Genomic DNA, 24,514 nt, shown 5'->3' on the forward strand with positions numbered 1-24,514 from the left:
AGAATTGATATATATAGCAATAGTGCCGACTTTTTCAGCCGGCACTATTATTATTCTATCATCTTTACTTTATTACTTGTATTTTCTGTGTGATTATCCCATCATCCGTTTGTAAAACTACTAAATAAACCGACGAGCTTAATTGTTTGCAATCAAATGTTGTGCTAAATATTCCTTCAGCTAAATAGTAATTATCTGCAATCGTAGCAACAAGTTCACCTACTGAATTAATTATTTTCATCCTAAGATATGTAGGCTTTTCAATTTTGCAACTGATATGTATTTTGTCATTTGTTGGATTTGGAAATACATTCAGTCTATCCTTACTAAGCATTGTTTCAGTTTGATGTGGTTCATTATTGCTCATTATTATATCAACTGGATTTGACGGACATCCTTTTAAGCCATCCATATTATAGGAATATATTTTTATCTTGTATTTACTGAAATCGTCAATTACGAATTCCTTTTTTGTCTCATTCTTTGAAGCCGATGCGAAAACTACTTCGTCTCCTGTGTATGTTTCACCCACAATCACATATCCAACAACGTTATTTTCTTTCGATTTCTCCCATTCAACTACACATTTCTCCTTATTAGTAACATATTTTGCAGTAATATTATTTGGTGGGAATAAAATAGATTTGCTATTTAATATTACTTCATTCGAGTAGCTACTTAAAGTATAATTATCGTTGCTATATACTGCATATAAATAATATCTGCAAAGTTGCATAGTATCACTTAATTTAATTCTTCCGTGCCCATCCAGTGCATTGAATGATGCAATATAAATACCATCTTCACCAATTGAATTATCGTCAAAATAAACTTCAACTATCCCGTTTGAATTTAATCCGCTTGTTCCCCAGTAAATATCTACTTCATCTAAGTTTTGAATCGTGTGAATTGTAAATTCAGGTTTTCCTTCAAATTTATAATAATTAATAGAATAATTTTGTATTGTTGATAATACTTTTATTTGCCAAGTCCCAAGTTCAGGTTTGGTAATTGTCCAGAATGCTTTTTTTGATTGGCTGTCTTCAGAATAAATTACATCTCCTTCATACTCTCCCGAAGGAAGATATTCTACCAAAGATGGACTAATCAATTGAGTCATTGGAACAGCGTTTTCTCCAATTACTCTGATAACTAATTTATCTAAAGAACTATTGACAATTATTTGCTCAACTGTGTTATCATTGAGTGCTGATTCACCTTTCTTAATAACAGTGCTTTCGGGTGTTCTTTCGAAAAAGAAAAAGTCGTCATCATCATAGTTCTTATTTAGATCAACCACATAACGTAACTTACCAATTTTAGTTCCTAAATTGGCTTCTCCCCACAACACTTTTGATTTTCCAAACAGCAATCGAGCATCAGCATCAACTTTTTTCGGAAGACCTATTGTTGCATTTATCCAATCGAATGGCCAATCATCTCTTAACTTTGGTATATCTAACTTTCCGGATACATATCCCGAAAACTTGCTCTGCCTCATATTGTATTTCAAATTCCCCTCTGTTGTCAAAAGATATTTTTCCTCATCTTTTGTTCCAATATTTAAGTTTCCTTTTAGTTCCATTTGTGCAATTGAGAAGTCAATACTTCCTTCTATTCCTCCTTTCATTTGCCATTTTTTCAAAAATGGATCTTTGAAAAGATTTGCCTCGCCTTTCATTCCAATTGTACTCGGAGTCTTAAAAAATCCTGAAATATCTATTTTATAAAGATCTTCAGAAGTAATATCGGACAATATTCCTCCCAATTCAAATTCTAAATTCGGTTGAGTGATCCCGGAGATATGTCCAAAAAATCCGCTTATTCCAACAGTAGTGGTTCCTATTACAAATAGTGGTGGGAACGAAGCCTCCATTCTAAAGCCTATACTATCGAGTTCTCCACCTATGAACGCCATTCCTCCTCCAACCTCTCCAAACGGTATTTTTACTGTTGCTCCAAAATCTAACCTATCCCGTTCGCTATCGTATTCTCCATATAATTTACTCAAACAGAAATTGGGGAACGAGATAAATCCAAGATTTTCTACCTTAAATCCTCCTAACTCAAGTCCCGTACGTTTTATCTCAAAATCTTTTACTTCAAATTCGGTGTTTTTTACCTCATTTTCTTCATTGCAACCAACAGCAATTCCAGGAACAGTTATCGTTGCTGTGATTTTCACTCCTTCCGCACGTCTTCCGCCAACTAATTGAATATCTTTTACTTTCAGTTTAAATCCTGCTAAGTTATCTGTGTAAGCATTGATGAAATTAGTTATTTTCCCATCGCTACCAAGAATTTTCAACTCATATTTGCCTTTTGCAATTGAAAAAGTTCCCACCCCACCTAATGGCAATGGTATGTCTTTTACAAGAAATTCACCGTCGCAACTTATTCCTAACTGTGCCGTATCAATTTCAATTTTGCCGACAAATTCAACTAAATCATTAATTAACACTTTCCCGGTATTTTCAAGCTTTGTTGTTTTTTCAACTGGTTCCCACACTCCTTTTCCTTCAATACAAAATTCTAAAGCACCATCAAGAATACTCCAGCATTTCGTTCCTTTTATTACTGTTACTTTTCTCAACAACGTATCTGTTGTGATTTCCTCTTTCTCAGCATAAAAACCAAATGTATATTCGCCTTCGGTGTTTTCAGCAAACCTATATCCATATGTCAGCTTTGCTGTTAATGAATCAGTTATTCCAATTAGTTGGAAGCCTTTTTTCTCAACCGGATTGTTGATATATACTTTCACATTACCAACAGGTTTATTTTCAGCATTTCTGATATATATCAAATATGTCAATGAATCTTTTTCTGCAATTTCTACATCATTAGTAGGTAATACTTTCATACTTAAGTTTGCTGGCAGAACCTTTATCAATCGCTCAATTGTTTGCGAAGTTTTCAATCCCGTCTTTTTTGCCATAAATTTGATAGTGTATTCATTCGCATTTATGTTCGACGGAATCTTAAATGTATAATCAAATTTTCCATCTGAATTCGTATTCCCAATTTTAATGAATGTATCAGATAATATTGAATTCAAACAATATATTTCTGCATTCTCAACATTATCATTATTATCATCAATTACAGTTAAACTATACTTTGCCTCTTTCCCAGCCTCTACTTCAATTTCTTCCGATGGTGCAGCACTTACAAATAATTGCAAACTATCTACTAAGCTAACAATTCTCTCAATTGTATTTGAACGAAGTGTGTCCTTTTCTGCCCTGAAACTAAATTTATATTCACCAGCCACAGCATTCTGTGGTATTATGTAATTGTAATATAATATCCCATTTGCATTTGTTTGCCCGATTTGTATTTCGTTGTTTTCGTTTATGAACGGGTTAATACAATAGATGCTTGCGTTATCAATAGCTTTGTCTTTCAATGTGAATTGCATACCGAAACTTAATTGCATCGTAGGCGTTACAAACGACTTGTGATACTCAGAAACTACCAGTTCAGGTTTTGCTTCAGAATATGAAAAATTTCCCAAAACACGTCTGAACTTTGGAGCAAAATAACAAGCAGGCTCAAAATTAATAAATCCGGAAAAAACATTATTAGTCGTGTCGTATTGGAATATCTCAACATAACCATCAACTCCACAGCTTGAATAATCCTCCCATCTAAGCATCGAAGCCTCTAACCACACATAATTATAACCTACTGCTGGTTTGCTTCGAAATGGCATAAAAATTTCTCTAAAACCACTCGAAAAATCTTTAATATAAATGCTATTTGTTGCATATTCTCGAATGGACATTATTCCTGTAACTATTGTTGTATCGTATGGATTTGTCCAGCCAACGCATTTCAATGTAACAGGGAATTCAGGCGTTTGATAATACGCAGAAACTTTTTCGTTCTGCACAATCATTGCAAAACAGATTATTGCGAGAACAATGATGTTTCGCAATGAAATAGACAAATTTGTAGTAAAATTGTTCATTTCGGAACTCCGAAAAACTGAGAAAGATTTCTTTAATATAACATAAATTAAGTGATTTAAAAATTAATTATTTATAATTAAATGTTAATTGTTTGTCCATTGCTTCAATTCTTCTGAAAATAATTTTAAATAATTAGTATTTTTGTAATTAAAAAGATAACTGAAACAGATGTGTTTGATAGAGAATATTTCATTTGTTGTTGTTGATGTCGAAACTACTGGCTCCGACCCACGTTTGAACCGTATCTTCGATATTGCTTGCATAAGAGTAGAAAACGAAAAAATTATTGATGATTATTACTCTCTGGTCAATCCTCATCAGTTTATTCCTCCATTTATCTCCAAACTTACGGGGGTTAGCAACAAGCAAGTATATTCAGCGCCCGAACCTCGCGAAGTGTTTTCCAAAGTTCACAATTTCTTATATGCAAAACCAAGTATTTTTGTTGCTCACAATGCATCCTTCGATTTTTCCTTTATCAAAAATTCTTTCAATAGAATTAATCTTGAAATAGATTTGCCGGTTTTATGCACTCTCAAACTTGCTCGTAAACTACTACCAAAAGACTTAAAGAAAAATGTCGGTTTCTTGGCAAATTACTTTTTTCACGATATAGAGAACAGACATCGTGCTTACGATGATTGCCTTGCAACAGTTACAATCTTAAATGAACTAATCAAAATTGCCAAAACCGATTTCGATATTTCTACAATCCAGGATTTGCTTGCTTTTCAGAACAAACCTGTTCGGGCAACCAAAGTGAAATCTCAAAACACCGATGCAATACTTAAAAAAATTGAACATATACCCAACGAAGCTGGTTTTTTCAATATTCTTGATAAAGAAGGAAATATTCTTTTCTCCTCTGAAACGAACTTTTTGCAAAGTCGTCTGTTCAGCTTTTTCGGATATGATGAGCAGTATTCAAAAAAAATTGCTCGGATTATAAAAAATTCCTATGATATTTCTTGGAAAGCATACTCCGATAATGAAAATCTCTTTCAGCAAAATACGCTTTTCGATTATTTATCTGAAAAAATTAAGCTCTGATTGAAATATCCCCAAATATCGCGGCTTTTTGATACTCTTCAATTATTTCTTTCTTCAATAATTCAAATGCACTATTGGGGTCGAGAAAATCCTCTTCTGACAAATCTTCAAACAATTCCTCAGAAAGATAATAGGGGGGAGGTGTGTAGTTTTTATCCCACTGCTTGTAATCCATTATTTGTGCAAACCACTCAGAAAGAGATACAATTGCAGTCAGTGGTTGATCTATTTCTTGAAATTCTACATCTACAGAAATATTTTTCTTATCTTTGCTTGAAATGAAATCCTTGTAATTACTATGATGATTTTTTATTGCTAAACACAATTTTGGTGGCAAATTCCATTTCTCTGCCAGCCATAGCCCAATATCAGCGTGCGTAGCACCTAATATTTGCAACTCTGCTTCTGTTATTGATACATTTTTTGTTTTTTGCAGCTTTCTAATTTCTCCAAACTGCTTCCTGAAATTTTCGATTATTATCAATATTCCTAAATCGTGCATCAATCCAGCCACGAATGCTTCCCCTGCCAATTTATAGCCTAACTTCCTTGCAAGTAATTTTGCTGCTGCCCCACAAAATAACGAATAATTCCAGAAACTTTTTACGTCGAACATACTTTTGCTTAATCGGGAAAAGAATTTCTGTATTAATAAGCTCAAAACTATTTCTTTTAATACATTTATCCCAAGTATTACAACAGCTAAATCAATAGTTGAAATTTTTCGGGCAAAACCGTAAAATGGTGAATTTGCTACCTTTAATACTTTTGCTGTTAGGGTTTGGTCTCTTTCTATTAATGATGCTAATTGATTCGCACTTAACTTCGGGTTGTCGAGTGCTGCTAAAACCTGCGACATCACTGTTGGAATTGTCGGCAGTTCTACTATGCTATCAAGTTTTTTCTGTATTTTGGGATCAAGCATTCTCATATTTATCTAACTTATCTCTAAGGTCATTTAAGACCTGAGAATGAATTTGGCATATTCTGCTCTCCGAAACATTCAAAATGTTCCCAATTTCTTTAAATGTCAGGTTCTCATAGTAGTACAAAGTCATTACGAGCCTTTTTTTCTCATTCAATTGTTGCAGGAAATCTGTTAGCTGCTTTATTCTTTCATCATTTTCTAATTGTTGAAGGTAGTCTTCATGATTTGTATCTGGCAACTCAGCAATAAAATTGAAGTCCTCCAAATCATCATTGTTATAATATGAACTTTCACTAATTGAATAAGATGATTTTGCTGCTGCTGCTGCCTGTAAATATGATTGATACTTGTCAGGAGAAATATTTAATTTCTCAATAATTTCTGCAGCTGTTACTTCGCGTCCGGTTTGGCTGCTTAATATATCTTTTGCTTGCAGAAAATCATGTGCTTTTTTCCGCGTTGAACGCGACAACCAGTCTAATTTCCTCATTTCATCTTGAATTATTCCCTTAATCCTTGGTATCGCATAAGATTCGAATTTCACACCTCGGGTAATATCAAATCGGTTTATTGCTTCATTTAATCCTAACATCCCAACATTAATAAAATCATCCTCGCTTAATATTGAATTATTCGGTATTTGCAACTGACTTACAACATATTTAACAAGCCACATATAGGAAAGCATAAGCTGATGTTTGCTGTTTTCACTTCTTGTTATAGAAAAGCTTTCCCATATTTCTTTCAACTCTTCGGGCGATAAAATTGTCTCTTTATGTGAATTTCTTTTGCTCATTTATTTATTCTATTGTTTCATTATTTCGTTCAAATAATCAATATCTTCGTTGCTCTGCTCTTCTTTTATGCTTTGTTCCTGCTCAATAGAAAAATCATTTAAGTCATCATTAATTGATATTGACGTTTCTGGCAACGAAAATTGTTCATTACTATCTTCAATTAAGTCAGCCACACCATCTGAATTAACTTCCTCTTCCTTTTGATTAATTGGGGGTATTTGTTTAGCTTCCTGCTTCGATGACAACATTTCAGGCTCTTTATACTCATTGCTTCTCATTGAAGCCAAATCACGTTCTAATATCTGCAATTTTGCTTCTTCTGCTTCTCTCAATCTTTGTGTTTCGATTTCTTCTCTTTCTCGTTCAATTCGCTGTTGTTCTTCAAGTTCCTTCTTTTTATCCTCGCTTATCATCAATACAGTGGCTACCATAATTATTCCGATTCCGAAATAAAAAAATGTAAAAATCAGGAACAAATATATCAGAGTTGTTTTTAAATCTAATTCAAGCCAAAAATACAAAACAATAGACATTATCATTGTTGCAAGCAACGATAAATGAAGCAACAACTTGAACGGAAGATTAACTAATGTTTTGATTCGCTTTATTTCTTGTTTGCGTTCTTCTTTAATTCTTTTTTCTTTGAGCTTCCGCTTTTGCTCTTTTTCTTTTTGCATTTTAGCAATAAGAGCTTTTTCTTCCTTTTCCTTTTGCTTAAGCTCCTTCTCTCGCTTCTGTTCTTCTGGTGATAATATTTTACTCTCTTCTTTTGCCATTTTCGATTACTTTTTCTTATTTATACGAATTTAGTTTCAAAAATTGTATGTTAATTTGATATTTCGTTTGTAGCACATACTACTTTGTTCGTTCTTTGAAAAATATACTGACAAAACTCGCGTACAGCTTTGCTTATTTCCTCATCTGGATCTGTTTGAACAAATATTTCTTGTTTTATTATCGATTGCCGTACAATTCTACTATATGGGATTATTCCTGCAACTTCTGCCTTGAAACCTAAAAATTTCTCAGTTGCAAGATTCATTTTTGTTGCAATGTCGCTTCCATCATCTAAATCAATTGTGTTATTTACTATTAGTTTTATTTTATCTATATCCATATATTCTCTAAAAACCTTTATCAGAGCATACCCATCAAGTAGCGAAGTCGGTTCGTCAGTAATCACTAAACAATTAATATCTGAAATTAATGCCAATTCCATATTAATATTATTCAATCCAGCAGGTGTATCAAAAATTATATAATCATAGTTTGTTTTATTAATTAAATCTCGATAAATATCTTCAAAACGGAATTTATCCTCCTCATCATTTGAAAATGTTGCTGGTTCGTCAGATAATATATGCAAATTCTCATTAATAGTGAAGATAGCTTTCTCAACTGGTACTATACCTTTATATACGTCGCCAAGCCGGATAGGTGGTTCAACTCCATAAAATAAATGAGTATTTGGAAATTTTCTGTTTGCATCCCATACCAATACTTTACAGTTCATCTCCGACAAAACGTATGCTACATTTGCCGAAAGAACACTTTTCCCTACCCCTCCTTTTCCACTAATAAATGATATTTTATAAGGTGTATGTTTGAGTTCGCTCATCTGTTGAACCATTTCTTATTCTTCAATATTTAACATTAATTCTGCAATTTTATATCTATCAGCAGGTTCAATATCATCGGGTATTCTCTGTCCCTTTGTTACGTATGCAATAGGTAATTCCGCTTCTGCAATTACTGGAATAATCCCCCCGATTGTTTCGCATTCATCTATTTTACTTAATATTACTCCGCTTAATCTAAATTTCGAATATTTATCTAATATTTTTCTGGTCGTTGCATTAGACAAAGTTGAGTTAATAACCAAATATGTCAAATTGGGTTCTGCCATCTCGAAGTAATCTGCTAATTCACTGATGTTTTCTTCCGAATTATGGTTTCTTCCTATAGTATCAATTAAAATCAAATCGTAATCCGTTTTTGCTTTTTGCACTATATCGCGAAGCTCATCGGGAGAATATGCCGCCTTAAACGGAATTCCTACAATTGCAGACATTGTTTGTAGCTGTTCAGCACCACCAATTTTATAAGTATCAGCAGAAACTATTAATATGTTTTTATTTGTTAATAACTTTACTATTACCGCAATTTTGACAAGCGAAGTAGTTTTACCACATCCCGTATTTCCTATAAACATTGCTACTGTTTTTTCTGTCATCACATTTAACGGTTTCAGTATCTTAATTTTTTCTGCAATTATTTCTTTAGCATAGTTGATTGCTGGCGAATATTCAACATTGATATTTATATTGGACACTTTCCCGACAATTTCTAATGCATAATTTTCTGGAAATTCATTTAATATTAGTCTCTTGTATAATTTCGAAAATACAGGCGAAAGACTTCCGGAGTATTTATATTTCAAATTGCTGTTAATGATTGCAAGCGTATTCTTTATTTCACTTATCTCTTTCAGAAAAATTGCTTCCCCTAATAGTTCTGTTTTTTCTTGAGCGAGGTTTTCCTGTTTTGGAGTGTCTGCGATTTTGGTAGCCTTGCTATGCTTGTTTATGTCGTCAATTGCTGCTACAATTTCAATGTATTCACTTCCAGTTGCTGGATTTATCATTGTTCTGCTGGATAATATCACGGCGTCTTCGCCTAACTCTCTTATTACCAGCGACTTGCCTTCCTTAATGTTTTCTGCGGTAAACTTCTTTATTCTCATTTTCAATCAATTATTATTTTTTATTAAAGGCAAGAAAGAAAAAAATATGCCATAATTTGAATATCTTTGAGATAAATTCGATTATTAAGAAATATTAACGAATAATACTCTTTTTAATCTCTTCTGGAATGTGATATTTCCCGTCTTTTTTCTTTTGTTTATAGACGGGCTCCAAAATGATTTGTTCTTGAGGAGTTTTATTTTTAGGGGATTTTTTTATGTCCTTTTCAGGGCTTGCACCAACCGGTTGAATTTCTTGCTTCTGCTTTTCTTTTGTTAGCTCTTGTTCTGGAACAATGTTTTGATTTGTATTATCTAATGCCGGCAGTATTTGCTCGTTAATGTTTGAAAAATGCTCAATAAAATATCCAGCAGGTATTTTATCATATTTGATTAGTTGATTTGTAGCCAATATTTTTAAAAAAGGATCAATTGGAATATAAAGCAAATTGTTTATTGAAATTACAGGTAAATTCATTTGGAATATATTACTGGTTTCTTCCTTTTTAATGAATACGAAAAATGAACTGTTTGCAAATCTTATTTGAAAGTTTTTATCTTCAATTATATTATTTTTTATTGTTGCGGAAGGAAATATTGCGGAAGCAATGAAGTTCAGCTCAGCATATTGCACATTATTAAACAGTATTGCCTTCAGTGGATATGATTTTTGATTTACGATAATATTAGCCGAAATACTTTCCGTACTTGAGATAAAGCACAAAATCAATAAAATCACTATATATCTTATCACTTTTCTCATTATTCATACTATAGAAATAGTAATGTCTGTTCTCAAAATTAATCTTAAATATCGGAAAATCAAAATATTACTTGAACCTTCAGTAAATGTGGATAAATATCTTTATCTATTTTTTGATTTTTTTTGTAATTTGTAAACTGATATGGTATAAATTATTATTGGTGTTAAATATGAAATTTACAGCTAATCTACTTGATTTCTCTAAGCTTTTGCAAAAGGTCGTGCCTGCAATTCCACCAAAATCAACTTTACCTGTGCTTGAACACTTGAAATTTGAGCTTAAAGATAATATTCTTACAGTTGTAGCTACCGATCAGGATATAAGCATTATGAGCTCTATCGAAGTGCAGGATGGCGTTAGTGGTGGCATTCTCGTTCCAGCCCGTATGCTGAACGATATTGTAAAAGCTTTGGATGCTTCAAGCACTTTTACTTTTTCGAGTAACGAGGATAATTTTGACATTCACATTGTTACTACCAATGGCAACTATACAATAAAAGGACTTAATCCTGAAGAATATATTCAACTTCCTGAACTATTTGAATCCGAAAAACCGGATATTTCAAATAATAAATTCAGCGTTAGCTTTTCAGAAGGCATTCTCCAAAGACTTGCAAATAAAACTGCTTTTGCCGTTTCAACTGATGAATATCGTCCATCAATGAACGGTGCTTTATTCCAATTCAGAAACAATTATATTTATGCAGTTGCAACGGACAGTTTTCGTTTGGTGCGAGCCAAATCAGAGGACGAAAAATATGTATTCGAAGAGGAATTCGACGTGCTCATTCCTTTGCGTATGTTGGAATTTTTGCGTAAAATTTCCACCGAAGTCAAAATGTCTATGATTTTAGGACTCGACAAAATTACACACGTCAGAATTGACTACGACAACACTGTTATTGTTTCCCGCGTTATCGACGAAAAATTCCCGCCATACGAAAGTGTTATTCCGCAAAATATAAATGCTGTCGTTACTCTCGATAGCAAAGTGTTCCTCTCTACTCTTAAACGTGTTTCTCTGTTCGCAAGTAATTTTTCTAAACTCGTTAGAATGCGTTTCGAAAACAACGAAGTTACAATGTCTGCCGAAGAGGAAACGTCGGGCAACTATGCCGAAGAGAAAATTCCCTGCCAGTATACTGGTGAGAAAATTGAAGTTGGGTTCAACTGGAAAAACCTCGAAGAAGTTGTTGCTAATGTTGATAATAACGAAACCGATAACAATTTGATTGAGTTGCAGTTTCTCGAACCCGTTAAACCTGTTCTGGTTATGCCTAAGCGTGAAAATCCTATGTTGCTTTCACTTATTATGCCGATTAGAATATAAGAAATGATTATTGAGAATATTTCAATTTATAATCTGCGTTGCCATAGGCAACGCTTTTTTGAATTTTCCGATTCAATTAATGTAATTTATGGTAATAATGGTGTCGGGAAAACAACTATTCTCGAAGCAATCTCTATTGGATCGATTTCAAAGAGTTTCCTTCCTGTAAGTGATTCTCTGTTGGTTAGATACGGAGAAAATAATTACAAAATTGATATTTCGACTATTAATCATCTGAACTTGAAAGAAAGCTTATCCATTGAATATTCTCTCGGTGGTCGAAAAAATATTACAAATGGATATGGTGAAAAACTTCAACCCAAAGATATTATCGGCGCTATCCCAACAATAATTCTTTCGCCAGACCTCAAAAGTATCACCAGTGGGGCACCTTCTGCTCGTCGTTCTTTTTTCGATGGCATCCTCTGCCAGACAAGCAAAATCTATCTTGATAATTTAGTCCAATATAAAAAATGCTTGAAAAATAGAAATAATTTGTTGCTTGCTCTAAAGAAAAACTCTTATTTCGACGAAAGCGAATTTGTTGAATGGACTAAATTGCTAATTCACTACTCTGCAGAAATCATTTGGAAGAGAATTAGCTTTTTCAATGATTTTCTACCTTATTTTTTTGATGAATATAGAAAAATCTCTAACGAAAATGATGAAATAATGGCGATGTATAAACCATTTGCCTTCGAAGAACCCAACAATATTCATTCAAAAGATGATATTTTGAGCAAATTATCTGAAATTGCTGATAAATATAAAAATATCGAAAAATTCCGCTTCCAAACCTTATTTGGTCCACACAAAGACGAACTTTCAATTTATATTAATGGTGGATTAGCCAAAGATTTTGCTTCTCAGGGACAACATAAATCCCTACTAATTGCTTTGAAACTTGCCGAATATTACTACATATTAAATAATCACACCGAAAAACCGATTATTTTGCTCGACGACATTTTCTCTGAACTGGACGAGGAAAGAAGCTCAAAAGTACTTCATCTTATGGATTTCAACAGAACCCAGGTGTTTATTACTATGACAAATCCGCAATTTTTGAACTCTTATAAGCCTGTGCAGGATATTAATCTAATAAACATCACTTGATTTACGAACTGTTTAGTTTTATTCATCAGATTTTGTTACTAAATTAACACTTCTTTTGTATATTTGTTTTGTTTTTTAATTGTAATGATTTTTATGAAAAAAATTGATTTATACGAAATTCTGCAAAAAAAAGCACCGAAGTTGTTCAGTAAGCCTTCATTCATCTCTTCGCTTATCCTGTATTTCTTAGAAAAAATATTTAAAATCAAGCTAATTAATAGCTTTCTTGAACGTAAAGGGCATCTCAATGGGATTGATTTTATAAACGCACTGTTCGAAGAACTTAACTTTACATACAATATTTCTGAAAAATCTAAATACCGTATTCCTTCGGAAGGCAAAGCAGTAGTAGTTTCCAACCACCCACTCGGTGGATTAGATGGTTTGGCTCTTATCAAATGTATTTATGAAATTCGTAAGGATGTCAAAATTGTTGCCAACGACGTTCTTGCAAATATTGAGAACTTAAAAGATTTCTTTTTGCCTTTTGATTTATTCAATCCAATCGGACAAAAAGATAATATTAAAAACATTGAAAAAGCACTTGCAAATGATGAAATAGTGATATTTTTCCCTGCTGGAGAAGTCACCCGTATGTCTTGGCGAGGCATTCGGGATGGCAAATGGAAAAAAGGAGCTATTCGCTTTGCTAAATATGCAAACGCACCAATTCTTCCGGCTTTTGTCATTGGGAAAAATAGTCTGTCCTTCTATTTGCTATCATTGTTATGGAGACGGATTGGAATGTTCTTGCTTCCAAGAGAGCTCTTCAAACAGAAAAATAAAACAGTTACTATAAAATTTGGAGATTTGATACCAATTGCCAACTTAGATAAAGTTGTAAATCAAAAGCTTCAGCTCAATCTTCTTAAACGCCACGTCTATAGAGTTGGGAAAGGCAAGCGAGAAATATTTGCATCCGAGCAGGCAATTATTCATCCGGTTCCTGCCAAATTACTTAAAAGCGATCTGAACAATTCTATTCTGCTTGGCAATACAAAAGACGGCAAGAAAATTTATGTTTGCAAAAAAGATACTGCTCCAAATATTTTGCGCGAAATCGGACGCTTGCGCGAAATTACTTTCAGAAAAGTTGGAGAGGGAACCGGCAAAGTGCTTGATACAGACATTTATGATGAACATTACCACCACATTGTTCTTTGGGACGAAGAACAATTAGAAATTATAGGTTCCTACCGTTTAGGTATTACAAGTGAAATTATTGCAGAACACGGAATTATGGGACTGTATAATTCGTCTCAATTTATTATTCATCGGGATTTTGATGAAGTTTTGTCCCAATCTATCGAGTTAGGACGTAGTTTTATTCAGCAAAAGTATTGGCGAAGCAACGCTCTCGATTATATTTGGCAGGGAATAGGGGCTTTCATTCAAAAATATCCGAATATTCGCTATCTTTGGGGAGCAGTTAGTATCAGCAACTCATATAGCGAATTAGCAAAGGTTCTTATTGTCTACTACTACAAAAAGTGGTATCAAGGTAATGAAAAATTCGCTACTCCAATAAATCCTTTTGTTATTTCCAAACTTCAGGAAAAAGAAGCGGAAGCAATCTTTACAGGTAATACCTATGAAGAAGATTTCATTATCCTTAAAAACACTTTAAAAAATCTTGGTTTTTCGATTCCTGTTCTTTATCGGCGCTATACTGAATTGTGTAATTATGGCGGAGCAAAGTTTATCACATTTAGCATCGACGAAGGCTTTATGAATGCTATTGACGGGCTGATTTTATTGGATCTCCACGATTTGCGTCCCGAATATAAAGAAAGATATTATTTCCAGAAAAGCTTCGTTAATTAATTATTTTTGGAATTTTTGCGCAGCTCTAAAATTTCCAATAATATTTATCGTCTCTCTATATCTTTTGTTTTATGATATTTATTATCTATGGTTAATATTGAAGCAATTGATTTAGCTTGTGAAGTCATTAGTCAATCAAGAAAAAGTATAATCATTACTCACATAAATCCTGATGGTGATGCTATTGGCTCTTCGCTTGCTCTTAAATTGGCGTTGAATAAACTAAACTGCGAATCAACAATTATTATTGATTCAGATGTCCCTCATTTCTTGCAATTTCTCTATGATGCTAAAAGTATAGAAACTTATTCACCGATAGTTCACGACAGAATTTTCAGAGAAAGCGATACAATTTTTTGCCTTGATTTCAATGCCACTAAACGAATGCGTTCTATTTGGAATATTTTTAGCAATTCTAATGCAAAAAAAGTATTAATCGATCACCATCTCGAACCACAAGACTTTTGTAATATCTGCATAATTGATTATGAAGCTTCTTCCACTGGTGAGATTATTTGGAGAATAATTAAAAAATTAGGGATACAAATCGATAAATATATTGCCGAAGCTCTTTATGTTGCAATTCTTACAGATACCGGCAGCTTCAGGTTTGAACGCACTACCAGCGAAATCCATCGAATTATTGCCGAACTGATAGATTGTGGAGCAAATCCTACTGAACTTTACGAAAATGTGTACAACCAGAATTCTTATAATATTGTTCGTTTGCTCGGATTAGCTTTAGCTTCGCTTGAATTATTCTGCGAAAATAAACTTTCAGTGATGACTATTACTGATGAAATGTTTCAAAAGACTAACACAAATGACGACGATATCGAAGGTTTTGTCGAAAAAACTCTAATGATAAAAGGCACAAAAGTCGGTATTTTAATTACAGAAGTTGCCCGCAGAAGTGAGGTGAGGATTTCTATCCGCTCCAAAGGCGATATTAATGTCCGTGACTTTGCTTTTCGTTTCGGTGGCGGAGGACACTTTAATGCAGCTGGTGTCAGAATTTATGGCTCTGATTTTATTTCTACTAAAAAAATGATAATAAACGAAGCCCAGAAATTATTCCATAGAATTTGATTATTATGATGTTTCAGCAATTTTGCTGACAATTGTATGGCAGTAAAATATAGAACTATCCCAAATTTTTAGATTTTCTTTGAAATGAACGATATAATTATTAATTTTGTAGAACGGTTTCGGCGTGTAGCGCAGCCCGGTTTAGCGCACTACTTTGGGGTAGTAGGGGTCGCTGGTTCGAATCCAGTCACGCCGACAGAAATCTGTGGGACTTCCCCGCAGATTTTTTTGTTTCTCAAAGTTTTTCCATATATTTAACTATGATTAAATTATTAAAATCAATATTAATTTATCTTATTTTACTCGTTTCTGGGGTATCGTCCTCATATTCCTTCGAACAATCCGATAGCTTAAATACTCAGAAAAATCAACAAGTTCACAATAACTATCTTTCAAAATCTCCTTCAGGTGCTATTTATCGCTCGCTGATTATTCCCGGATGGGGGCAATTATATACTGGATCGTATTGGAAAGCTCCGATTTTTTTCGCAGGTGCTTCTACTTTGACTTACTTCATTATTTCCAATAATTCAGAATATCAGAAATATTCTAAAGAATACAACAGATTAACTGACAAAACAACTATTCAAGCTCAAATAATCAGAAATAAGCGGGAATATTATAGAGATAATCGGGATTTAAGCGCCTTCTATCTACTTGGTGTTTATGTATTGGCTGCTGTGGATGCTTATGTGGACGCTCATCTTTATGATTTCACAATAGATGATAATCTTTCCTTTAATCTTTCATATTCCAACAATTATTTATTTCTGAATTTAAAATATCATATTAAATAATATCGTTTATACATATATTTAGACAACCATAATTAGGTGATTTGATGAATGTAAAATCATATGAAGAAGCTGAAAAAATTCAACAAATTAGAAATAGAAAAATATATAAAAAGATTTTAGACAATAACACCTCTCTTACTGTTGATGACCCATTAGAAAATACTATTGTGCTGAATATGGGACCCCAGCACCCTGCCACTCACGGTGTGCTACGTGTGCTTCTTCGTCTCGATGGCGAAACTGTTATAAATTGTGTTCCCGAATTGGGATATTTACACCGTGGATATGAAAAACTTGCTGAAAATGTTACTTATCACGAGTTTATTCCTCATACTGATAGGCTCGACTATCTTTCGCCAATGTCAAATAATGTTGCTATTGCTCTTGCTATAGAAAATGCTCTCGGTATTGAAGCTCCTCCTCGCGCCCAATGGATTAGAATGCTTGTTGCAGAACTTGCTCGTATTTCTTCCCATCTAATGGCTATGGGGTCTACTTGTATGGATGCTGGCGCCTTAACTATGCTTTTGTGGACTTTCACTGAAAGAGAAAAACTATATGATATTTTTGAACTTATCTGCGGCGCAAGATTTACAACAAGCTATACTCGCATCGGAGGAGTAGCTAATGATATTCCGGATGAAGCCTTCGCTAAACTTAAAACTTGGCTTGATGCTTTCCCATCCGAGTTGGAGTATGCCGAAAAATTAGTTAATCGTAATCGTATCTTCTTAGATAGAGTTTCCGGCATTTGTTATATTTCTCCAGAAAGAGCTCTCGAATTAGGACTTACTGGTCCTACTTTGCGTGGTTCTGGTATCCCACGTGATTTACGTATAGATGAACCTTACTTAGCTTATAATCAGGTTGATTTCAATGTGATTACTTACAATGAAGGGGATGTTTGGGCAAGATATATGGTGCGTGTTCAGGAAATGAAAGAAAGTGTCAAAATTATCAAGCAAATTTTGGAAAAAATGCCTGCCGGAGAAATTAAACTTAATCAACCAAAATCTGTATTGCCCAAAAAAGCTTCTGTCTATACTAAAATGGAAGAACTTATTGCAGACTTTATGCTTATCAATTTTGGTGCTGCTCCGCTGGTTGGTGAAACATATACTGCTGTGGAGGCGCCTAAAGGAGAACTCGGTTTTTACATCGTTTCTGATGGCACAGGTCATCCCTGGAAGCTGAAAATTCGCTCTCCTTCTGCTTCAAATCTTCAATCTTTGCCTGATATGGTTATTGGCTCAATGGTTGCAGATGTTATTCTTGCCATTGGCTCAATCGACCCGGTAATGGGCGAAGCAGATAAATAATTGATTACTGTTCAATTTGTGGTATATACGCTCTAACTAATGTTCGGGCAATCAATGGAATTGCTTCGTAGATTTTATCTTCTTTCTTGAAAATATCTCTCACTTGATATTCTGGTTTTGGCAGTTTTGTTGAAACATCATAAATATATGCATTGATTAAAAAGCGTTTTGCCTGTATCTTAAAGTTTCCCGTTATTACATCTCTCACATTTAATTTTGAAATAGCTGCCCACAAATCTGATTCATATTGAGGATTGTCAGGATTCATATTGATTTCTGCAAGAACTGCTTCTACTGAGTCGATCGGAACAATGTGAAAAAATTTCCCCTCTGCATCATATTTTATCAACTCTTTCATCAACGAGTCCTGCAAATTATAACACCATTCATTATATTGAACGTTTCCGTCCATATTGTTGAATGGAATAACTGCTATCCGCGTTTGTGAGAACACAGATGTGCTCATTACTATAATTATGCTCAACAGACGTAAATATTTTGAAATTTTCATTTTGCAGGCTCCTTTGTTTTTTGTATAAAATTAACAAATTTTTCATAATTAAAAAAAGTTAATTTTATCAAAGTCTTTTTATTCGATAGCCTTTTTTACTCAAAATTTCTATTATTCCATTTGGACCAAGAAAATGAGCTGTGCCTGCAATTACAAAGTGAATAGAATTTGATTTATGATATTCTTCAATTTTTTGGGACATTTTGATATTTCTGTCAATTAATAGTCTGTTCTGAAATAATAATTCTATTTCAGATGGATTTTCATTATTAAATAAGTAACTCGATAGTTCTTTCTCGTTTCCGCTTATATAGCTATCAATTAATTTTTCAGTATCAAATTCTGTCCCACCTGCAACACCGGATAGAATGTAATCTACAACTAAATCATTCAGACTATCAGGCAGAGCGTCAAACACATTTACTTGCTCATCAATGCTTTCAAGTTCGGCAAGAGTTTTGCCTTTTTCGTTTGCTTTTTTCAAAAAATATGTTTCTATTCCATATTCAGTTGATAATCCTTCGCCTTCATAATATGAAATACTGGCAATCATCGCTGCAAACCACGGCTTAAAAAAATTTGCGATGTCCCCTGTAATACCATTTTCTTCGAGTTTGTTAATCAGCATTCGGTAAGTTTTTGGAGATAATGCTTCTTCGAGCGTACGACCGTCAAGATACATAGCTCTGTTAGCCAACTGGAATGGGTCAATCGAATTTAAGTCAAGTTCAAGCACTAACACACTACTTCTGTCGAAGGCACTTTCAATTTTATCTGGCAAAGGGAATAATTTACTGTTCCCTAAATGAATTGAACCAAGCAAATAAGTTACATTTCTGCTTTTAGCATCACTCATTTCCCAAAAAAAATACTTACGTTCTTCTTGCGCCTTTGTATTCAGCACAAACAGAACAAAAAGCAAGAGAATTATTGATTTTTTCATATTATTTTACTTCTTAAAACATTTTCAATACTTTGGGCAAGCATTTCTCTGATACCAGATGTAATTGGGTCGTCGTGTCCTGAATAAATAGTTTGTATGTTCATTCTTTCTAATCTTACAAGTATATCAAAATACTCTTTCGTGTATGAACCGCCGGGAGTTTTTATTTGTAATTGTGTATCTCCCGAAAAAAGAACTTTTCCCGTAGGAACATAGATACACAATGAATCATGAGAGTGCCCGGGTGTATGCAAAATTTGGGCATCGCGATCGCCTATGCGAATCCATTTCCCGTCTTTTGCTTTTTCTGTTACTCCATCTATCATTGAAAATGCGATTACTCTTTGAGGATTATACGCTTTGATTATGTCTTTCAAACCTCCAGAATGGTCAAAATGCTCGTGTGTAAGGATCACTTGCTCCACTCGCTTTTTACCTACACCTGTCGAAATTGTCTCAATTTCATCAATAATGTAGCCGTCACTCCCAATATCGATGAGTGTATTCACATCATCAATTGCATTCCAATCGCCACGAACTAAATACGCGTTGCAGGTATATTTATTCGGATTTTTTTTGAGCAATGTTACTTTCATTACTATTTCTTTCTATAAATATTTGCGTCTGAACATACTTTTTCAAACAAGTGTGAGCATTCTTCTGGAAGTGTTTGTGTTTGTTCAGTAGTTAGCAATCCATCTTTAAGTAATACAGAATGAAACATTTTTATTACATTAATTCTTTCTTCCGGTTGAAAATGTAGTAAAACATTTTTACAAATAATTGCATTAAAACCATTATCGAGAGGTTTCAAGGACAGTAAATCGTGTTGCTCAAAGTGCAAACTATTTCTGATAATATCATTTATTTGATAATTTTCACGATCATCAATTTTGTGAAAATACTTTTCTAAAATATTCGGTGGCATACGCGATAAATCAGAATAAGGATATACTCCTTGTGTGATTATTTCCTTGAAATTACTTGTTTCATCAATATCAGTTGCTAATATCGATACCTTTTTGTATTTCTCGGGACCTATCGCTTCACACAAAATAATTCCAAATGTATATGGTTCTGGTCCCATCGCACATCCGGCATCCCAAACTTTTATTTTTGCGTAACTATCGATTTGAGGCAGTAGAAAACTTGTAAGTTGTTCTAATGTATGCCTATCGCGAAAAAAAAATGTAAAAGCCATTTTATTCCTCTTTGGTTCTTGAAAACTCAATTATTCTATTAAAGTCATCTTCTGTAATTGGCATTACAGATAATCGCTGTTGCCTGACCAATGCAATATTATTTAAAGTAGTATCATTCTTAATTGTTTCTAAGCTAACCGGATTTTCGAGCATTGAAATAAAACGCAACTCGACTGCTAACCAACGAACATCTTCTGCCGTCGGATCCAGGAAAGCCTCCTTCAAAACCTCAGCAATCCCAACAATTGCTTTATCAATATTACTGTGATAAATCAACACAGTATCGCCAACAGCCATTTTAGCTAAGTTGTTCCTTGCTTGAAAATTCCTGACACCATCCCAAATCGTTTTTCCATCTCTTTGCAAATCAAAGATGGAATATGTTTCAGGGTCAGATTTTGCAATCCAGTACGCCATTATTTTTTGAATCCTTCTAATAATAATTCTTCTAATTTTATCGGATATGGTTTTCCGTAGTATATATTATAGTCCATTGTATCAGCAAGCGAATACACAGGTTTGCCTTGTTTTATAACATAAAATGCAGGTAATGTTGTTACAATTATCACACTATCATAAGGATGACGTGAGCGTAAAGAATTTAATGAATAAAATTCTACTTGATCGTTGCTAATGCCTACGCTTTGCAAAATTTTATAAAATTGTGGAAAACGTTCATACTTTCTTCCCGGACAAGCACAAGATGGCATACTATATATCAATATCTTGTGAATTGATGGATTATATCGCTGTTGAATAAGTTTCACTGTATTTGTATCTACATTATACTTGTCGTATTCTCCGTAAAACCAGCCATATCCCGGAAGTTTATTCAAATCTTCTATCTTATAGGGTATTGCATCAGAAACAGTATTATCATCACTACATCTTACAAAAAACAGATAAATAACTAATATCATCATTATCTTTAATATCTTCATTTTTTATCTACTCCAATTTTTTTTGATATTCTTTATACAACGTTTTTATGTCAATAAAATTAATATCAGAATTCAAATATTTATTAGAAATACTAATAGCAGACGAAACTAATTCTTGAGATTTAATTCCGTTATTTATAGAGTGCCAGGCTTCTAAATATGCCGCAAGTTGGTCAGCCCACCTAACAATATTACCATCAAGTGGATTAAACTCATCTTTGTTATACTTTTCAGTAATTTCAGAATTTGTTTGCCCGGTTTTGATTGTATTATTAACCATAATTTTGTTTTCAAATTCATTTTGCGTAAAGTATTTTAATTCTTCGATCCAGTCTTGTTCAACGTGAGGAAAAATTTCTTGTTCTGCTAATGTTTTTTCCAAATCCGAAATTAACTTATCAAACTCTGGTGAAGATTTCTTTACTGGAGATATTATATCGCGGGTAACTGCCTCTGGCAAGTCGTGAAATAATCCACAAAAAAAGTTGTTATACATTCTTTTTTTGCAAAATTGTAAATCGGCAGTGAAGAAATATACCAACGTTGCCACCATCAGCATATGCCCTAAAACTGACGTTTGCGGAACACGAGGTGTCTGAGCCCATCTAATCTGAAAGCGTAGCTGTCCGCATAGATCAACGAAATTTGTTATTGAATTTCGTTCTATTAACTTTTTAATTCCAATTAATTCATTCGGTGGTTCAGTATATTTCTTTATCTCTTGTAATAATTCGGTCTCAATGCTAAGGTTTTGAAAATTGTTTGGGTTGCTTGTCCGTACTATTTGAAATTCCCAAAAACTTGAATAAATGTGTGCCGCATTTATTATTTTGTTTGTTAAATCATCGCCTTCTTCTCTAAAAAGATATTTTTCGAGCTCTTTATTGATTTTTTCATTCTTAATTTTATCTTTTAAATGATCATAAATATACTCGTTTAATTTCTGAAATACTGCTTTGTTTTTCTTTATCTCTCTGTAAATTGGAGATTTAATATCTGAAATTACTATTCTTCTTAAAAATTCAAATATACTATACTGAATAAGCTTATCCCAATCTACCGACTTTCCTGCTTTTTCCTCATATTTGCCAAGCACATAAGCTATTATTAATTTATGCGAATGCTTATCAATTTCTGTGAAATTCATCGGGCGAACCCTATCATTCCACCTCTGGATATGAAATCCGCGAAACAATTCATTGATAAGTTCAAAATTGGCAATCATACTTACCTGTACATTTTATCAAGATTCCAGAAATATTTTGTTTCGACGCTTTGCTTGTATGGCACTTCATCGTATTCGAATTCATACTCAAATTTTGCATCAAATTCAGATTCTTTTATTACACCTCTTGGCAGCACTGTCATTTTCATTGTGCCATTTCCTTTAATATTGTCGATTTCTACAAGTTCGCTTATCCCATATACGTTGTTCTTCGTTTTTGTGCCTCTCAAGTTCTTCAACTCTGCCGATATTACATATTCTTTTGGAGAAAATTCAATTAGTTTCACCTCAGCTGTGTCCGAAAGCAATACTCCATCAGCAAAAATGTCGAAAAATCTTTTCCAGATATCTGTTTTGGATACTACATATTCTGGTATTAAGTTCTTTGCTAAATCAGGAATTAATTTTTGATAACTTGGCTGAAACAACCTATCCCAGACAAATTTCAGTTCTGGATCTTTTATCCCGTCTTCCGGATGATTAATTTTATTTCTGAGAGTATCAAGCATTTCCCCGAAAATTTTTACAACTTCATTGTAAGGAGAATATGTCATGAAATATTCTTTACCTAATAGAATGGTATAATTATAGAATTCGTTTGTAGAATACGGGGAAACTGCCTCTTCATCCTGCGAATTGTAATAATACCTTTTTCCATCATCAGTTACCAGTTCATAATGCAATGAATCGAACGAAACCTTTACTGTATTAAACCCGTTTTCTGGCAAAGTGTTTTGCCTTAAAGTTATAAAAACTTGCACTTTTCTATTAAAAGTTTTCTCTTTCTTCGTTTTTAAGTCAGTTCTAATAATTTTAGATTCTTCTGAAAAAATATAATTATGAAAAATATTCAACCCAAATTTATAAGAAAGGCGAAATTTTTCTGATGAAATTGCTTGACCTTCGGGAAGACCTTTTTGCTGACCGAATAATAATATTGGAGTAATCATCAATATTACAATTTTCAATAAAACTCTCATTGCTTTGCTAAAATATGTGAAACATAATATATACTAAATGCCGAAATCGTCATTCCATCATAAATTGCACCTGATCTTATCATATTAACAATATCTTCTAATGAAAATTTCATTATCTCAATTTCTTCACTTTCATCAAGGTGTTGTTCAACAAAATTAGATATTTTCGCATAAAAAACATTACATATTTCTGATGTTACTCCATTAAATGGATTAAACATTCCTATTTGCACTATTTCTGATGGTATTGCTCCGGTTTCCTCAATTAACTCAGCACGAGCCGCTTCTTCCACTGTTGTTCCTGATTTTACACCACCACCAGGAAACTCATAACTAAATCTTTTGTCTAAATATCTATACTGCTTTGTCATTAAAAATAACCCATTGTCCAAAACCGGAACAATCATTACCGAACCATTAGTTTCGATATGATAATACTTCCCAATGTTGCCATTGGGAAGTATGTATTCATCTACATAATATTTCCAATATGGATTCTTATCGATTAATTTTCTGGAAATTCTTTCAAATTTATTACATTCCACAACAATCCATCATCTCACATTTCTCAAACATAATAGATAATTCAAGTGCTGCATTTTCGTCGCAATCTGAGCCATGAACTGCATTTATAGACTTATTCTCACCATATTTTTTACGCAAAGTGCCCTCGCTTGCTTCTTTTGGGTCAGTTGGTCCAAGCAATTTCCTGAATTCTTCTACTGCATTTTCTTTTTGCAAGGCAATTACAACTATCGGTCCGCTTGTGATATATTCAATCAAATCATTGTAAAATGGCTTTCCTTTATGAACTGCGTAAAATATACTTGCTTTTTCCTTGGTCAATCTTGTCATTTTCAGCCCAATTATCTCAAAATTCGCATCAACAATTGATTTGATGATATCACCGATGTATTTTTTTCTTACAGCATCGGGTTTAATAATACATAAAGTTTTATTTCCCATAATTATTCCAATATG

24 protein-coding genes and 1 tRNA gene are annotated in these 24,514 nt (G+C 33.4%); 8 read left to right on the forward strand and 17 right to left on the reverse strand.

Annotation, left to right across the window (positions count from 1 at the left end; all coding sequences use genetic code 11):
- Positions 1 to 64 precede the first annotated feature (64 nt).
- Positions 65 to 3,973, reverse strand: coding sequence for a T9SS type A sorting domain-containing protein (locus tag ACY2LT_RS00310; protein WP_491815593.1), 3,909 nt, complete (start codon positions 3,971 to 3,973; stop codon positions 65 to 67).
- Positions 3,974 to 4,148: 175 nt separating this feature from the next.
- Between ACY2LT_RS00310 and ACY2LT_RS00315 the strand changes: the two genes are divergently transcribed.
- The gene (locus ACY2LT_RS00315) at positions 4,149 to 5,024 is read left to right on the forward strand and encodes a 3'-5' exonuclease (protein WP_491815594.1); all 876 of its coding nucleotides are present in this window, start codon (positions 4,149 to 4,151) and stop codon (positions 5,022 to 5,024) included.
- Here the strand turns inward: ACY2LT_RS00315 and ACY2LT_RS00320 are convergent.
- The 6 genes from ACY2LT_RS00320 to ACY2LT_RS00345 all read right to left on the reverse strand — a co-directional run bounded on the left by ACY2LT_RS00320 (position 5,014) and on the right by ACY2LT_RS00345 (position 10,255).
- On the reverse strand, positions 5,014 to 5,955 hold the full coding sequence (locus tag ACY2LT_RS00320) for an HDOD domain-containing protein (RefSeq protein WP_491815595.1): 942 nt from the start codon (positions 5,953 to 5,955) through the stop codon (positions 5,014 to 5,016). The two genes, ACY2LT_RS00315 and ACY2LT_RS00320, sit on opposite strands and share 11 nt — an antisense overlap.
- Complete coding sequence (locus ACY2LT_RS00325; protein ID WP_491815596.1) at positions 5,942 to 6,748, reverse strand: sigma-70 family RNA polymerase sigma factor; 807 nt, start codon at positions 6,746 to 6,748, stop codon at positions 5,942 to 5,944. The genes ACY2LT_RS00320 and ACY2LT_RS00325 overlap by 14 nt, the downstream gene beginning before the upstream one ends.
- 9 nt (positions 6,749 to 6,757) lie before the next feature.
- Positions 6,758 to 7,525, reverse strand: a complete 768-nt coding sequence (locus ACY2LT_RS00330; protein ID WP_491815597.1) for a hypothetical protein — start codon at positions 7,523 to 7,525, stop codon at positions 6,758 to 6,760.
- 50 nt (positions 7,526 to 7,575) lie between these two features.
- Positions 7,576 to 8,367, reverse strand: a complete 792-nt coding sequence (locus tag ACY2LT_RS00335) for a MinD/ParA family ATP-binding protein (protein ID WP_491815598.1) — start codon at positions 8,365 to 8,367, stop codon at positions 7,576 to 7,578.
- Between the two features lie 15 nt (positions 8,368 to 8,382).
- Entirely contained in the window at positions 8,383 to 9,492 is a 1,110-nt protein-coding gene (flhF, locus tag ACY2LT_RS00340; protein ID WP_491815600.1) for a flagellar biosynthesis GTPase FlhF, read from the reverse strand.
- Positions 9,493 to 9,586: 94 nt separating this feature from the next.
- Positions 9,587 to 10,255 (reverse strand): hypothetical protein, encoded by a 669-nt coding sequence (locus ACY2LT_RS00345; protein WP_491815601.1) that lies wholly within the window; start codon positions 10,253 to 10,255, stop codon positions 9,587 to 9,589.
- Positions 10,256 to 10,425: 170 nt separating this feature from the next.
- On the opposite strand from ACY2LT_RS00345, the gene dnaN reads away from it, so the two are divergent.
- The 7 genes from dnaN (at position 10,426) to nuoD (ending at position 17,731) form a co-directional block, all read left to right on the forward strand.
- Positions 10,426 to 11,586 (forward strand): DNA polymerase III subunit beta, encoded by a 1,161-nt coding sequence (gene dnaN / locus ACY2LT_RS00350; protein WP_491815602.1) that lies wholly within the window; start codon positions 10,426 to 10,428, stop codon positions 11,584 to 11,586.
- A gap of 3 nt (positions 11,587 to 11,589) precedes the next feature.
- On the forward strand, positions 11,590 to 12,702 hold the full coding sequence (recF, locus tag ACY2LT_RS00355; protein ID WP_491815603.1) for a DNA replication/repair protein RecF: 1,113 nt from the start codon (positions 11,590 to 11,592) through the stop codon (positions 12,700 to 12,702).
- Between the two features lie 93 nt (positions 12,703 to 12,795).
- Positions 12,796 to 14,526 carry a bifunctional ornithine lipid synthase OlsF gene (gene olsF / locus ACY2LT_RS00360; RefSeq protein WP_491815604.1) on the forward strand — a complete coding sequence of 577 codons (1,731 nt, stop codon included), beginning with the start codon at positions 12,796 to 12,798 and terminating at the stop codon, positions 14,524 to 14,526.
- A gap of 87 nt (positions 14,527 to 14,613) precedes the next feature.
- Complete coding sequence (locus ACY2LT_RS00365) at positions 14,614 to 15,615, forward strand: DHH family phosphoesterase (protein ID WP_491815605.1); 1,002 nt, start codon at positions 14,614 to 14,616, stop codon at positions 15,613 to 15,615.
- Positions 15,616 to 15,735: 120 nt separating this feature from the next.
- Positions 15,736 to 15,811: transfer RNA gene (locus ACY2LT_RS00370), tRNA-Pro, on the forward strand.
- Between the two features lie 64 nt (positions 15,812 to 15,875).
- Complete coding sequence (locus ACY2LT_RS00375) at positions 15,876 to 16,412, forward strand: DUF5683 domain-containing protein (RefSeq protein WP_491815606.1); 537 nt, start codon at positions 15,876 to 15,878, stop codon at positions 16,410 to 16,412.
- A gap of 44 nt (positions 16,413 to 16,456) precedes the next feature.
- A complete protein-coding gene (gene nuoD / locus ACY2LT_RS00380) occupies positions 16,457 to 17,731 on the forward strand; it encodes an NADH dehydrogenase (quinone) subunit D (protein ID WP_491815608.1) in 1,275 nt (424 codons plus the stop codon).
- 4 nt (positions 17,732 to 17,735) lie between these two features.
- Here the strand turns inward: nuoD and ACY2LT_RS00385 are convergent, their stop codons facing one another.
- From ACY2LT_RS00385 to ndk, 10 genes are all read right to left on the reverse strand, one after another.
- The gene (locus ACY2LT_RS00385; protein ID WP_491815609.1) at positions 17,736 to 18,242 is read right to left on the reverse strand and encodes a hypothetical protein; all 507 of its coding nucleotides are present in this window, start codon (positions 18,240 to 18,242) and stop codon (positions 17,736 to 17,738) included.
- 67 nt (positions 18,243 to 18,309) lie between these two features.
- Positions 18,310 to 19,185, reverse strand: coding sequence for a TraB/GumN family protein (locus ACY2LT_RS00390; protein ID WP_491815611.1), 876 nt, complete (start codon positions 19,183 to 19,185; stop codon positions 18,310 to 18,312).
- A complete protein-coding gene (locus ACY2LT_RS00395) occupies positions 19,182 to 19,781 on the reverse strand; it encodes an MBL fold metallo-hydrolase (protein ID WP_491815612.1) in 600 nt (199 codons plus the stop codon). Before ACY2LT_RS00395 ends, ACY2LT_RS00390 begins: the two co-directional genes overlap by 4 nt.
- A gap of 2 nt (positions 19,782 to 19,783) precedes the next feature.
- On the reverse strand, positions 19,784 to 20,386 hold the full coding sequence (locus ACY2LT_RS00400; RefSeq protein WP_491815613.1) for a CheR family methyltransferase: 603 nt from the start codon (positions 20,384 to 20,386) through the stop codon (positions 19,784 to 19,786).
- A 1-nt stretch (position 20,387) separates the two neighbouring features.
- On the reverse strand, positions 20,388 to 20,804 hold the full coding sequence (locus ACY2LT_RS00405) for an EVE domain-containing protein (protein ID WP_491815614.1): 417 nt from the start codon (positions 20,802 to 20,804) through the stop codon (positions 20,388 to 20,390).
- The gene (locus ACY2LT_RS00410; protein WP_491815615.1) at positions 20,804 to 21,328 is read right to left on the reverse strand and encodes a hypothetical protein; all 525 of its coding nucleotides are present in this window, start codon (positions 21,326 to 21,328) and stop codon (positions 20,804 to 20,806) included. Before ACY2LT_RS00410 ends, ACY2LT_RS00405 begins: the two co-directional genes overlap by 1 nt.
- Before the next feature lie 7 nt (positions 21,329 to 21,335).
- Positions 21,336 to 22,553: an HD domain-containing protein gene (locus ACY2LT_RS00415; RefSeq protein ID WP_491815617.1), complete on the reverse strand. Its 1,218-nt coding sequence runs from the start codon at positions 22,551 to 22,553 to the stop codon at positions 21,336 to 21,338.
- A gap of 2 nt (positions 22,554 to 22,555) precedes the next feature.
- Positions 22,556 to 23,521, reverse strand: coding sequence for a hypothetical protein (locus ACY2LT_RS00420; protein ID WP_491815619.1), 966 nt, complete (start codon positions 23,519 to 23,521; stop codon positions 22,556 to 22,558).
- Between the two features lie 8 nt (positions 23,522 to 23,529).
- A complete protein-coding gene (locus tag ACY2LT_RS00425) occupies positions 23,530 to 24,078 on the reverse strand; it encodes an NUDIX domain-containing protein (RefSeq protein WP_491815621.1) in 549 nt (182 codons plus the stop codon).
- Complete coding sequence (gene ndk, locus ACY2LT_RS00430; RefSeq protein WP_491815622.1) at positions 24,068 to 24,499, reverse strand: nucleoside-diphosphate kinase; 432 nt, start codon at positions 24,497 to 24,499, stop codon at positions 24,068 to 24,070. Before ndk ends, ACY2LT_RS00425 begins: the two co-directional genes overlap by 11 nt.
- Between the last annotated feature and the right edge of the window lie 15 nt (positions 24,500 to 24,514).

This window comes from Eximiradius proteiniborus, assembly GCF_058546985.1.

Excerpts from the sequence above, each read along its gene's own strand:
- ACY2LT_RS00310 (WP_491815593.1), bottom strand. The coding sequence starts at position 3,973 with ATGAACAATTTTACTACAAATTTGTCTATTTCATTGCGAAACATCATT.
- ACY2LT_RS00320 (WP_491815595.1), bottom strand. The coding sequence starts at position 5,955 with ATGAGAATGCTTGATCCCAAAATACAGAAAAAACTTGATAGCATAGTA.
- ACY2LT_RS00325 (WP_491815596.1), bottom strand. The coding sequence starts at position 6,748 with ATGAGCAAAAGAAATTCACATAAAGAGACAATTTTATCGCCCGAAGAG.
- ACY2LT_RS00330 (WP_491815597.1), bottom strand. The coding sequence starts at position 7,525 with ATGGCAAAAGAAGAGAGTAAAATATTATCACCAGAAGAACAGAAGCGA.
- ACY2LT_RS00335 (WP_491815598.1), bottom strand. The coding sequence starts at position 8,367 with ATGAGCGAACTCAAACATACACCTTATAAAATATCATTTATTAGTGGA.
- flhF (WP_491815600.1), bottom strand. The coding sequence starts at position 9,492 with ATGAGAATAAAGAAGTTTACCGCAGAAAACATTAAGGAAGGCAAGTCG.
- ACY2LT_RS00345 (WP_491815601.1), bottom strand. The coding sequence starts at position 10,255 with ATGAGAAAAGTGATAAGATATATAGTGATTTTATTGATTTTGTGCTTT.
- dnaN (WP_491815602.1), top strand. The coding sequence starts at position 10,426 with ATGAAATTTACAGCTAATCTACTTGATTTCTCTAAGCTTTTGCAAAAG.
- recF (WP_491815603.1), top strand. The coding sequence starts at position 11,590 with ATGATTATTGAGAATATTTCAATTTATAATCTGCGTTGCCATAGGCAA.
- olsF (WP_491815604.1), top strand. The coding sequence starts at position 12,796 with ATGAAAAAAATTGATTTATACGAAATTCTGCAAAAAAAAGCACCGAAG.
- ACY2LT_RS00365 (WP_491815605.1), top strand. The coding sequence starts at position 14,614 with ATGGTTAATATTGAAGCAATTGATTTAGCTTGTGAAGTCATTAGTCAA.
- ACY2LT_RS00375 (WP_491815606.1), top strand. The coding sequence starts at position 15,876 with ATGATTAAATTATTAAAATCAATATTAATTTATCTTATTTTACTCGTT.
- nuoD (WP_491815608.1), top strand. The coding sequence starts at position 16,457 with ATGAATGTAAAATCATATGAAGAAGCTGAAAAAATTCAACAAATTAGA.
- ACY2LT_RS00385 (WP_491815609.1), bottom strand. The coding sequence starts at position 18,242 with ATGAAAATTTCAAAATATTTACGTCTGTTGAGCATAATTATAGTAATG.
- ACY2LT_RS00390 (WP_491815611.1), bottom strand. The coding sequence starts at position 19,185 with ATGAAAAAATCAATAATTCTCTTGCTTTTTGTTCTGTTTGTGCTGAAT.
- ACY2LT_RS00395 (WP_491815612.1), bottom strand. The coding sequence starts at position 19,781 with ATGAAAGTAACATTGCTCAAAAAAAATCCGAATAAATATACCTGCAAC.
- ACY2LT_RS00400 (WP_491815613.1), bottom strand. The coding sequence starts at position 20,386 with ATGGCTTTTACATTTTTTTTTCGCGATAGGCATACATTAGAACAACTT.
- ACY2LT_RS00405 (WP_491815614.1), bottom strand. The coding sequence starts at position 20,804 with ATGGCGTACTGGATTGCAAAATCTGACCCTGAAACATATTCCATCTTT.
- ACY2LT_RS00410 (WP_491815615.1), bottom strand. The coding sequence starts at position 21,328 with ATGAAGATATTAAAGATAATGATGATATTAGTTATTTATCTGTTTTTT.
- ACY2LT_RS00415 (WP_491815617.1), bottom strand. The coding sequence starts at position 22,553 with ATGATTGCCAATTTTGAACTTATCAATGAATTGTTTCGCGGATTTCAT.
- ndk (WP_491815622.1), bottom strand. The coding sequence starts at position 24,499 with ATGGGAAATAAAACTTTATGTATTATTAAACCCGATGCTGTAAGAAAA.